General features: G+C 69.5%; 4 protein-coding genes and 1 pseudogene. 2 read left to right on the top strand and 3 right to left on the bottom strand.

The window, feature by feature from the left end; all coding sequences use genetic code 11:
• The first annotated feature begins 172 nt into the window (after nucleotides 1–172).
• Nucleotides 173–6,241 carry an RHS repeat-associated core domain-containing protein gene (locus tag O7597_RS17215; protein ID WP_348650756.1) on the top strand — a complete coding sequence of 2,023 codons (6,069 nt, stop codon included), beginning with the start codon at nucleotides 173–175 and terminating at the stop codon, nucleotides 6,239–6,241.
• Complete coding sequence (locus O7597_RS17220) at nucleotides 6,241–6,810, top strand: hypothetical protein (RefSeq protein ID WP_281580141.1); 570 nt, start codon at nucleotides 6,241–6,243, stop codon at nucleotides 6,808–6,810. Before O7597_RS17215 ends, O7597_RS17220 begins: the two co-directional genes overlap by 1 nt.
• Before the next feature lie 114 nt (nucleotides 6,811–6,924).
• Here the strand turns inward: O7597_RS17220 and O7597_RS17225 are convergent.
• From O7597_RS17225 to O7597_RS17240, 3 genes and pseudogenes are all read right to left on the bottom strand, one after another.
• Nucleotides 6,925–10,854: pseudogene (locus tag O7597_RS17225) on the bottom strand (ThuA domain-containing protein).
• A 228-nt stretch (nucleotides 10,855–11,082) separates the two neighbouring features.
• Complete coding sequence (locus O7597_RS17235) at nucleotides 11,083–11,481, bottom strand: carboxypeptidase-like regulatory domain-containing protein (protein ID WP_269739702.1); 399 nt, start codon at nucleotides 11,479–11,481, stop codon at nucleotides 11,083–11,085.
• Between the two features lie 112 nt (nucleotides 11,482–11,593).
• Nucleotides 11,594–12,634, bottom strand: a complete 1,041-nt coding sequence (locus O7597_RS17240) for a trypsin-like serine protease (RefSeq protein ID WP_269739701.1) — start codon at nucleotides 12,632–12,634, stop codon at nucleotides 11,594–11,596.
• Nucleotides 12,635–12,636: the final 2 nt, after the last annotated feature.

Consider the following 12,636-nt stretch of genomic DNA (forward strand, 5'->3'; position numbering starts at 1 on the left):
CGGGAGTCGTCGCATCGAGTCCGGTGGGAGCCGCCGCAGCGCGCGGACCTTCGCCGCCGCCGTGACACTGGTCCTGACCGCCAGCCTGCTACACGTACCCGCTCGGGCCGCCATGGCTGCCCCCGCAGTGAAGCCGGGCGTGCAACCGGTGCCTGTCGTGCCGGTCAAACCGGTGACGCCAGTGCGGTTCGCCGCCAACGCGGACCTGAAAGCAGCCAGCGCGAAGCGGACGCCCGCCTGGCCCGCACCGGCCTCGACGACGCTCGACGTTCCGGCTGACGGGTCGAGGAAGTCGGCGAAGGCGGGCCAGCTACCGGTGCGGGTCGCGCGACCGGGCAGGGATCGGTCGGTCGCTGCGCCGAACCAGGTCCGGCTGAAGGTGTTCGACCGCACGGCGACCGCCCGCGCAGGTGTCCGGGGTGTGTTGCTGCGCCTCGATCCCGTCGGTCCGAAGGCAGGCGAGGTCGAGGTCAGCGTCGACTACCGCGAGTTCGCCACCGCGTACGGTGGAGACTGGGCCAGTCGGCTGCGGCTGGTCGCCCTGCCCGACTGTGCGCTGGCCACCCCGGCGGCGCCCGAATGCGCCGGCCGACCGCTGCGCTCGGCGAACGACCTCCGGTCCGGCACGGTGTCTGCCACGGTTCCGCTGGCCCTGGACGGTGCGATGGTGGCGCTCGCCGCTGGCGACTCCGGCCCGACCGGCAGCTACAAGGCCACCTCGTTGTCACCCTCGTCCACGTGGACCGCAGGTGGCAACTCAGGCTCGTTCAACTGGGGCTACCCGATGCGCGTGCCGCCCGCGCTCGGCGGCCCGGCACCCTCGGTCACGCTCAACTACTCGTCCCAGTCGGTGGACGGACGGCACGCGGCGTCGAACAACCAGCCGTCCTGGGCCGGTGAAGGGTTCGAACTCTCGCCGGGCGGCTACATCGAGCGCAGCTACAAGCCGTGCGCCGAGGACCGGGAGGGTTCCGCCAACAACGACGAGGAGACCGGCGACCAGTGCTGGGAGACCGATAACGCGACCCTGTCCCTCAACGGCTCGTCGGGTGAGCTGATCTACAACTCGACCGAGGGCCGCTGGCACCTCCGCAGCGACGACGGCTCCCGCATCGAGCGCAAGACCGGCGCGAGCAACGGCGACAACAACGGCGAGTACTGGGTCGTCACCACCACCGACGGGACTCAGTACTGGTTCGGTGTCAACCGGCTGCCCGGCTGGGCCTCCGGCGACCCCGTCACGAACTCGGCCTGGAACGTGCCGGTCTTCGGCAACGAGCCGGGCGAGCCGTGCCACGCGACCGCGTTCGGGGATTCCGATTGCACGCAGACCTGGCGCTGGAACCTCGACTACGTCGTCGACCTGCACGGCAACTCCGTCTCGTACTGGTACACGAAGGAGGTAAATCGATACCTGCGTAACATCGACAAGACCGACAAGGCCGCCTACGACCGTGGTGGCTGGCTCGACCACATCTCCTACGGCACCCGCCGCGTCGGCGGGACCGACTCCGTGCTCGACACCGCGGCACCGTTCCGGGTCAACTTCGCCACCTCCGACAGGTGCCTGTCCAACTGCGCCACCCACAACGAGGTGCGCTGGCCGGACACACCCTGGGACCAGGAGTGCACGTCCAGCCAGACCGACTGCGACAACTACTCGCCGACGTTCTGGAGCACCAAGCGCCTGGCGAGCGTGACCACCCAGGTCCGCGACGGTAGCGGCTACGACAACGTGGAACGGTGGACGCTGGGCCACAGCTTCCCGGACCCCGGTGACGGCACGCGAGCCGGCCTGTGGCTGGACAAAATCTCCCACACCGGCCTGGTCGGCGGAAGCGCCAGTGTTCCGGACATCGAGTTCACGCCGGTGCAGCTCTCCAACCGGGTCGACACCATCGACTTCGCCGCCGCCATGAACTGGATGCGGGTGGCGCGGATCCGCAACGAATCCGGCGGCACCGTCAACATCACCTACTCCGGGCAGGACTGCCAGGCCGGGCAGACGCCCACCCCACACACGAACACCCGCCGCTGCTACCCGGTGATCTGGAAGCCGGAGGGCTACGAGAACTCCGTCACCGACTGGTTCCACAAGTACGTCGTCAAGACCATCTACGAAACCGACCACACGGGTGGGGTTCCGCCGCAGGGTAGCCCACGGGTCGTCTACAACTACGACTACCTGGACGGGGCGGCCTGGCATTACAGCGACGACGACGGGCTGATCGAGAAGGAGAACAAGACCTGGTCGGACTTCCGAGGGTACGGTCGGGTAGCCGTCACGGTCGGTGACCCGGGGGAGCAGACCTACACCGAGACCCGGTACTTCCGCGGCATGCACGGCGACAAGGCCGCGCCCACCGGCGGCACCCGCACGGTCAACGTGGACGGGATCGCCGACGAAGACTGGTACAGCGGCATGACCCGGGAGACCAAGAGCTTCAACGGGCCGGGCGGGCCGGTTGTGTCGCGGCAGACGAACGATCCCTGGGCGTCGGCGCCCACCGCAACCCGTACCGTCAACGGTGACACCGTCACGGCCCGGTTCAACCGCGTCGCCACGGTCCGCAACTACACGACGCTCGACGCGGGTCGAGGTGAGCGGATGACCCGCAGCACCACCACCTACGACTCGTATGGCATGGCGGTCAGCGTCGACGACCTCGGGCAGGACGGCGTCAGCGGCGACGAGCGGTGCACGAAGACCGACTACACCCCCCGCGCCACCTCCGTCTGGTTGATGGACCGGGTGCACCGTACGCAGTCCTACGCCGTGAAGTGTGCGGACACCGCCGGAACTCTCAGCGAGGACGACGTCATCGGGGAGACCCGCACGTCGTACGACGGAAGTGCCTTCGAGGCCGTCCCCACCCGCGGCCTGAAGACCCGCACCGAGACCATGTCGGACTTCAACGGCGGATCACCGCTGTTCGTCACCACCGAACAGGTGGAGTACGACGTGCACGGGCGCGTCACCAAGAGCACAAATGCGGCGAACGCGGCCACCCGCACCGCCTACACCCCCGCCAGCGACGGCCCGGTCACCGCCATCACCATCACGAACGCGCTCAACCACGTCACGACCAACACGGTCGAGCCCGGGTGGGGCAGCAACGTCGCCGTGGTGGATCCCAACAACAAGCGGACCGACCTGGCCTACGACCCGTTCGGCCGGCTCACCGAGGTGTGGCTGCCCGGCCGGAGCAAGAGCACGCAGACGGCCAGTGTCAAGTTCAGTTACCACGTGCGTACCGACGCCGCGACCGCCATCTCGACCTCGCGGCTCAACGCCGCCGGTACCTACAACACCACCTGGTCGTTGCTCGACGGTCTGCTGCGGGTCCGGCAGACCCAGGCGGGCTCGCCGTCGGGGGGCCGGCTGCTGACCGACACCTTCTACGACTCGGCCGGCCGTAAGGTGCGGACCTTCGACTCCTACCACACCACCGGTAGTCCCGGATCGACCCTGGTAACCGCCACGGAGCGAGCTCTGGTGCCGGATCAGGACCGGACGGTGTACGACGGCGCCGGGCGCGTGGTGGCGGAGATCTTCCAGCCGTACGACGTGGAGCGCTGGCGTACGAAGACGTACTACGCGGGCGACAGGACGGATGTGACCCCGCCGGCGGGCGGTACCGCCACCTCCGCCCGCGTCGACGTCCGCGGTCAGACCATCGAGCTTCGTCAGTACCACGGTGCCACCCCGACTCCGGGAACCGCGGGCAGCTGGGACGCGACCCTTTACGAGCGTGATCGTAAGGGCCAGCTGACGAAGGTGACCGACCCGATGGGGAACACCTGGACGTACACGTACGACATCCGGGGCCGACAGATCGAGGTGAACGACCCGGACAAGGGGCGCACCGTATCGACCTATGACGACGCGGGGCGGTTGACCACCTCTACCGATGCCGAGGGGCGCAAGCTGGCGTATCTCTACGACCCGCTGGACCGTAGGCGTGCCGTCTACGACAACCAGGTCGGCGGGACGATGCGCGCACAGTGGGTGTACGACACCCTGGCCAAGGGTCAGCTCACCCAGAGCACGCGGTTCGTGGGCTCCGCCAGCTACCAGGTCAGGGCGACCGGGTACACCGATTCCTACCAGCGCACCGGAACCCAGGTGGTGATTCCCACCTCGGAGACGGGTCTCGCCGGCACGTACAACTTCCTGTACGGGTACCACCCCGATGATTCACTCGCGTCGAGCAGCCTGCCCAGCACGACGGACCTGCCGCTCGAGACGTTGACCTACGGCTACGACGCCTTCGGATCGCCGCTCACGCTGGACACCCTCTATGGCGGCCAGTCGCTGTCCTACGTCGCGGACAGCCAGTACAACGCGTTGCGCCAACTCGACCAGTACGAGTTGTACACCGGTAGCGGCGGCCGAGTCTGGCAGAAGTTCGCCCGGGAACTGGAGACCGGCCGGCTCACCGGGGTCCGCACCGACCGGGACAGTCAGGCGCCGTACACCCTCTCCGACAAGCGGTACACCTACGACCCGGCGGGCAACATCACGAGCGCCACGGACGTGGCCCCTGACCCGACGGATGACACCCAGTGTTTCGAGTACGACCACCTGCAACGGCTTGTCGAGGCGTGGACTCCGGCTTCCGGCGACTGCGGTGCCGTGCGATCTGTCGATGGTCTGGGCGGTCCGGCAAAGTACTGGCACAGCTGGAAGTTCGACAAGGCCGGTAACCGGACCTTGCAGACGGTGCACACGTCGGGTGGGGACAGCAGCACCACGTACACCCATCCGGCTCCGGGTACGGCGCGTCCGCACGCCGTCACCTCCACGTCCGGCGCGCAGACCGGCAGCTACACCTACGATGCCGCCGGCAACATGACCAGCCGGCCGACCGGTTCCGCCGGCACCCAGACCATGACGTGGAACGCCGAAGGGCACCTGGAGTCGTCGTCGGACAACACCGGGGCGACCAGCTACGTCTACGACGCCGACGGTAACCGCCTGATCCGGCGAGACCCGGCGGGCCGGACGCTCTACCTGCCCGGCCAGGAGATCCGGTACGACGCCACGACCGGGACCACGTCCTGTACCCGTTACTACAGCTTCGCGGGCAACGTGGTGGCGTCGCGCACCGCCGCGGGGCTCACCTGGCTCGGCGCCGACCACCAGGGCACCGCTCAGGTGGCCGTCGACGCGGCCACCCAGGCGGCGACGATCCGGCGGCAGACGCCATACGGCGGATCCCGCGGCGGTGACCCGGCCTGGCCCAACGACAAGGGCTTCGTCGGCGGAACCCGGGACAACACGGGCCTCATCCATCTGGGCGCGCGGATGTACGACCCGGGTCTCGGCCTGTTCACCTCGGTCGACCCGCTGATCGACATGTTGGACGTCCGATCGCTCAACGGCTACGGCTACGGCTGGAACAATCCACTGACCTTCTCCGACCCGGACGGCCAGTGGCCCAAGTGGGTCAAGAGTGTCACCAAGACGGTGACCGCGAGTGTGACCGCCGCGAAGAACTACGTCGTCGACAATGCCGGCACGATCTCGGCGGTGACCGGGGTACTTGCCATCGTCTGTGCGCCGGTGCCCGGTCTCGGCCTTGGACTGGCCGCCGTGTCCGCGGCGACCGGTGCCATCGACACCTACAAGAACTGCCGAGACGGGAACCGGCTGGACTGCGGGATCGGGCTCGTCGGCATGGTGCCCGGCGTCGGGGCGATGGCCAAGGGCGGCAAGGCGGCGCAGGCCGCGAAGAAGGCGGCCGACGCGGCGAAGGAGGCGCGGGCGACGGCGAAGGCGGTGGACGGGGCGTCCGGATCGCTGAAAGACTCGATCGTGAACGGCATCCGGACAAGTCAGGACCCGGATGCGGTGAACCGTTACGTCGATCGTCTGAAAGAAGTCGACTCCGTCGTCGACGGCGCGTACCGGGACGCCCGGGCGGCGGAGGCCCACGCCCGACGTCTCGCCTACGAGGCGGAGCGGCGCCGCAAGCAGTGGGAGTACACGGCCAACGTCTTCACCGTGGAGAACGCGAGCTGGAGTTCGACGGCGTGCTTCCAGCTTGGCGACTGCTCGTCTTCCCGGCACGATTTCGTCTTCGGCGGTCAGCAGCCGCGTGGCGGTGGCAACGGCGGCGGAGGTAACGGCAGCGGTCGGCCACCCGCCGCGCCGCCGGCACCGAGTGCCCCGTCGGCCCCGGCGCCCGGTGGCGGGTGCCAGAATATCAAGGTGCCGGGTGGCTGGTTGCTGTGCTGATGGATGACGATCTCACGCACGAGCGTGGGCCGGCGCGCCGGCAGTTGCGGGACCTGGGACGGCCGCTCGTCGTCCTGGTCGCGCCGCTGCTGGTGCGTCTGGCCAATCGGGACAAGCGGTTTGTCTGGACGGTGGCGGAGGTGCGCGGCCATGCCCGGGACTGGCCGCCCGCCGGCGGGGACGCCGAGATGGCGAACCTCTTCCGCTTCCAGGCGTGGTTCGGGCTGAGCATGGTCCCGCTGGCGGTGTACATCGTCGCGTCGCTGCTGCGCTCGGATCCCACTGCCAGCAATCCCGGGCACGAGGCAGTGATGACGGTCGCCGTGACCGTGGGCATGTTCACGCTGGGAATGGCGACGGTGAGTGGGCTCAAGTGGGCGCTGTCGCAGTACTTCAGACCGGACCTGGACCGCCGCCTCGGGCCTCCCCGCCGTCGTGATCCGCGGCCGGTCCGGCGGCGGCCGGGCTTTCTGGTCCGGTTGTGTCTGCCGTCGAACCTCGACTGGGTGCTCGCACTGATCTTCGCCAGCTGTTTTGCTCCTGCCCTCTATCCCGGGGCTGGAACGTAACGGCAGTTCCCGCTTCCGAAGAGCCTCGGCGGCGAAGGGTAGTGCCTCGTCAGGGACCGACATGACGTGGCCGGCACGGATTGCCCGTGCCGGCCACGTCGGTGGTGGTGCGATTCAGCTGGCGTACGCCTCCAGTTCCCAGAGCGAGTGACCCCACGCGGTACCCCGGGCGGTGCCGTAGATCCGCAGGTAGCGGCCGTTGGCACCGAGCGCGGTGTGCTCGTCCACCCCGCCGTCGGCCCCGGTCACGGTCTTCACGTCGACCCAGGTGGTGCCGTCGTTCGAGGTCTGGATGCGGTACGAACTGCTGTACGCCGCCTCCCAGCTCAGCTTGACCCGGCCGATCGCGGTCGGGCTGCCGAGGTCGACCCGGATCCACTGCGGATCGGAGAACGCCGACGACCAGCGGGTGGTGAGGCTGCCGTCCACCGCCTGGGCGCCGGACATGCCGGCCCCCTCACTGCTGGACGTCAGCGTCGGCTTGTTCAACAGCAGGTTGGTGCCCGGCTGTGGCCCGCTGGTGCCGCCGTACACCTCGAACTCGAACAGGGAGTAGCCCCAGCCGGTGCCCCGGGTGGTGCCGGTGAGCCGCACGTACCGGCCGGAGCCGGTCAGCCCGGTGAGGTCGTCCACGCCGCCGTCGCCGCCGGTCACGGTACGGATGGTGGTGAAGTTGACCCCGTCCGGCGAGGTCTGGATCTGGTACCCGCTGCCGTACGCCGCCTCCCAGGTGAGCTTGACCCGGTTGATGGCGTAGCTGGCACCGAGGTCCACGTCGATCCACTGCGGGTCGCTGAACGCGCTGGCCCACCTGGTGCCGAGGGCACCGTCGAACGCGTTGGCGGCGACGAAGGCGTCCTGCACGCTTGAGGCGCGGGCCGGCTTGCCCCGGGCCAGGTTGGTGCCCGGTTCCGGGCCGGGTCCGGGGCCGCCGCCGGGGCCGGTCGAGAGGGTGAACTCGTCGATGTCGAAGTACGGTCCGGTGCCCTTGAAGACCAGGAAAAGGGTGCGGGTACCGGTCGGTGCGGTGATCGCCCCGGTGACCGTGGCGAATGTGGCGTACCCGCCGGTCGGCACCACCGTCGCCTGGCCGACCAGCGGTCCGGTGGGTGAGTCGACCCGCAGTTCGAGGGTGCCACCGCCATCCGCCGGGGCGCCGACCCGGGCGCTGAACGACTGGATGCCGGTCAGGTTGTACGGGTGGAACGAGATCCAGTCGTTGTTGTCGACGTACCCGATCGCCGCGCCGCCGTGTGCGCTGCCCGGGGTGACGACCTGGATGCCGGACGAGTCACCGAAGTGCTCGGCCTGGCGTACCCGTGGTTGGAGGACGGCCTGGGTGTGCGTGGTGAGCGGGGGCTGGCCGGCGCCACCGAGGTCGGTGTACTCGGCGTCGATGATGCCGAAGATGTTCGCCGCGGTGTCGTGCTCGCCGTCGACCGAGGTCTGGATGACCCCGGAACAGCCCTGCACGCTGCTGATCTGGTGGCCGTGTGAGTCGTGGCCGAGGACGTAGTTCACCTTCACCCGGGCGCAGTCGATCGGGCCATCCTGCGCGTCGGTGACCGTGACGCTGAACGGTACGGCGTCGCCGAAGGTGAACGTGGACCCGTGCAACGGCGTGTTCACGGTGACCACCGGTGCGCTGTTGCCGACCGTGATGACGGTGCTCGCGGTACCGACCTTGCCGGTGCTGTCCCGAACGGTCAGGGTCGGCGTGAAGGTGCCGTTCGTGGTGTAGGTGAACGTCGGGTTCGCCGCGGTCGAGTCGGTGGTGCCGTTGCGGTCGAAGTCCCAGGCGTAGGTGAACGGGTCGCCGTCCGGGTCGAGCGTGCCGGCCGAGGAGAACCGTACGGTCAGCGGTGCGACGCCGCTGGTCGGGGTGGCCGAGACGACCGCACGTGGGGCTCTGCCCTCGCGGGCGTACTCGATCCGGTAGAGGGCCGAGTTGGCGTCGCCGTTGAACCAGCCGGTGCCGTAGTCGAGCACGTAGAGCGCGCCGTCCGGGCCGAACTCCATGTCCATGACCTGGGTGCCGGTCCACGGGAACGGGTTGATCTTCAACGGCTGGCCGGCCGGGTCGAGCTTGATGTTCTTGATCCAGCGGCGGCCGAACTCGCCGGCGAAGTACGTCCCGTCGTAGTACTCCGGAAACGCCACGGCCGAGGTGCTGTCCGGGTCGAACCGGTACACCGGGCCGCCCATCGGGGACAGACCACCACCGGTGAACTCCGGCGGGGAGCCGGATCCGCCGTACGGCAGCCAGGCCGGGACGGCCGGCGGCAGCTGGGTGAGTCCGGTGTTGTTTGGCGAGTTGTTCACCGGCCCGTTGGCGCAGTCGAACTTCGGGCCGGACGGGCCGGACGGGAAGGTGTAGTCGTTGTACGCGTCGTTGCGGGCGGTGCAGTACGGCCAGCCGTAGAAGCCGGGCTTGTCGATCCGGGCGAACTCCACGTTGCCCGCCGGACCCCGGTTCGGGTCGGCGGTGCCCGCGTCCGGACCGTAGTCGCCCAGGTAGACGACGCCGGTCTCCCTGTCCACGCTCATCCGGAACGGGTTGCGGAAGCCCATCGCGTAGATCTCCGGGCGGGTCCGCGCGGTGCCCGGCGCGAACATGTTCCCGGCCGGGATGGTGTACCCGCCGCCCGCGCTCGGCCTGATCCGCAGCACCTTGCCGCGCAGGTCGTTGGTGTTGCCCGAGGTGCGTTGGGCGTCGAAGGCCGGGTTGCGGCCGGCCCGCTCGTCGATCGGGGTGAACCCGCTCGACTCGAACGGGTTGGTGTCGTCGCCGGTGGACAGGTAAAGGTTGCCGGCCGCGTCGAAGTCCATGTCGCCGCCGACGTGGCAGCACATGCCCCGGCTGGTCGGCACGTCCAGGATCAACGTCTCGCTGGCCAGGTTGATGGTGTTGTCCGGGTTGGCGGTGAACCGGGACAGCCGGTTGACGCCGTCCCACCGGGCGAAGTCCGCCGGCGTACCGGTGGCCGGCGCTCCGCCACCGGGGGTGTCCAGCGGTGGCGCGTAGAACACGTACACCCAGCGGTTGGTGGCGAAGTTCGGGTCGGCCTTGATGCCCTGCAGGCCCTCCTCGTCGCCGGTGTAGACCGGCAGCGTGGCGGCGACCTTGGTGTTGCCGGCCGCGTCGGTGTGCCGGATGACGCCGTTGCGGGAGGTGTGGAACACGCCCCGGTCCGGCAGCACGGTGAGGCTCATCGGTTCGCCCGTCTCGGCCGCGCCCTTCGCCAGCTCGACCTGCTGGAAATTGCTCGTCACGGTGGCGCCGCAGTCGGCCTCGGCCGCGCCGGCCGCGCTCATGATGCCGCCGAGCAGGTGGGTACGGAAGTTCGGCTCGGCGTAAGACTCGTCGGTGTGCCCGAGGCCGGTGTACCAGGCCCGGCCGCCGGAGTAGTTGTGGCACCAGGAGATCGGGTGGTCGTACCCGTTGCCGCCGCCGCTGTAGGTGCTCTCGTCGAGGGTGGCGAGCACGTGCACGCTGCCCCGGGGGTTGGTGCGGTAGTTGTACCACTCGTCCAACCGGGTCCAGCGCTGCGGCAGCGAGGCGGTGGACGGGTGCACCTGGTCGGCGACCTTGATGGTCGCGGTCTGGTTGGCCGGATGCGAGGCGAAGTACGCGCCGACCAGCCCGCCGTACCAGGACCACTCGTACTCGGTGTCGGCGGCGGCGTGCACGCCCACGTACCCGCCACCGCCCTGGATCTACCGCTCGAACGCGGCCTGCTGGCTGGCGTTGAGTACGTCACCGGTGGTGGACAGCCAGATCACCGCGGCGAACCGGTCCAGGTTGGCGTCGGTGAACTGGGCCGCGTCCTCGGTGGTCTCGACGGTGAACCCGTTCGCCGCGCCGAGCTGCTGGATGGCGGCGATGCCGGGGACGATGGATCCGTGCCGGAATCCGGCGGTCTTGCTGAAGACCAGCACGGTGAACGGTGCGGCGCTGGCCGCGGGAGGCACGGCGACGATGCCGCCCGCCACGAGGATCGCGCTCACTACGGCGCCGAGCCACGATCGCAGAGATCTGCGCACGGTGGGTCCTTTCCAGGACGGCGTGCGCCGATCACGCCTGGTGGGGTGAAGGTGGTGTGTCGAGCATGCTCGTGGCCCGCTCAACGCGCCGTCGCCGGTGCGAGCGTGAGGCATGCACATACATCGTTACGGCTGCGTCACGGGCGCGTCAAGCACTCCAGCGTTATTCGTGAGAGCGTTATCTCGGCAGGTCAGCGATGACTGGTAGATCTCGTCTGCGGGGCCCGCTCAGGGGAGGGTGAAGTCGAGGCGGGTGACCTGATCGGCGGTCACCGTCGCGGTCTGCGGGCCGCTGTGCCGATCGCCGGTGCGCACGGTGATGTCGTACCGGCCTGGCGGGAGCCGCCACTCGTAGCGGCCGGCGTCCCCGGTCAGGACGCCGATCTCGGGGATCGCCGGCGCGGGCTCGTCGAGGGCGGTGACCTGCACGGACGCTTGGCGTACCGGCTCGCCCGCCGGGGTGGTGACGGTGCCGGTCACGGTTCCGGTCGGGCTGGTGCTGCCCGGCGGCGGGGGCGGCCCGTCGTCCGAGACGGGTTCGTCGCCGCCGAAGGCCAGCAGGCTCGCCCCGATCAGCAACGGCACGGCGATCAGGAGGGCGAGCATCCCGAGACGCGTCCTGCTCATGACTGCTCCCTCACGTGTGATGACGGACAGTAGCTGGGATGTGCTCGGGATGCCGTCGGTTCCGTGCGGGTGGGCGGCAGTACGCCCACCCACCCGCACGGGGCAACTCGGGTCAGCTGTTACGCCAGGTGATCAGATTGTTGAAGACGCTCTCGGTGATGCGGGTGCCGTGGTTGTTGGTGGAGTGCGGCGAGGAGCCGTGCAGGCCGTACGCGTGGATCGCCATCACGCACTGCCCGGTGCAGTACGAGCTGCCGGCGGCCCGGGTCTGGTAGACCGGGCTGCCGCTCTGGCAGCCGAAGGTGTCGTTCTGGTAGAACACCTGCCGGGCGTGGGTGACCGCGACGGTCTGCCCGGCGTGCCGCCACTGCTGGCCGAAGGTCTTGTCGCACGGATAACCGCTGACGGTGGTCGCGGTGCCGGTCAGCGAGGCGCTCTGCCACCACATGCCGAACCAGCCGGTGCTGTTGCCGGCGGCGCAGCTCAGCCGGATGGCCCCGTAGTCGTACGTCTCGTCGCCGTTCTGGGTCCAGCCGGTGACCGACAGCAGTTGGGCGGCGGTGCAGGTGCCGTACGGCGTCGACGTCCCGTTGCGGCCCGGGATGATCTGGAAGTCCCCGCGCGGGTAGAAGTTGTTGCCACCGCCGCCGTTCTGACCACCGCCCGGGTGCACGCAGTGCCCGGCGGTGGCGATGATGCTCGGACCGTAGAGCCAGCCGGTGCAGCCCCAGGTGGTGCCGTTCGTGGTGCGGACGATCTGGACGATGGCGCTGGACGGGAAGACGGTGGTCGGGTCGACCCGGACCCGGTTGTCGGTGCCGATGACGCTCTGGATGCCGATCGAGTCGCCGTCGGCGGCGACGGGGCGAGCGCCGGTGTCGAACCGGCTGCCTCCCGGCCCGGCCTTGCCGGTGCCGACCGATCCGGAGGTGCCGGAACCCCGTACGCCGTCGAGGCCACGCTGCACCGTGGGTAGCGCGACGGCGGCGGGTACGGCGCCCGAGTCGGCGACCGCGCCGTGCACGTCGGTGCGGGCGGCGGTGGTCGACGCGGCCGTGGCCGGTGCGGCGGCGAGCGCCGACGCCAGGACGGCGGTGATCCCGATCGCGAGAATGACCCCCGGCCGGGTTTTGCTGAATGGTGTGGACGTCACGA

It is taken from the genome of Verrucosispora sp. WMMC514, from assembly GCF_027497295.1.
Lineage (GTDB): Bacteria > Actinomycetota > Actinomycetes > Mycobacteriales > Micromonosporaceae > Micromonospora > Micromonospora palythoicola.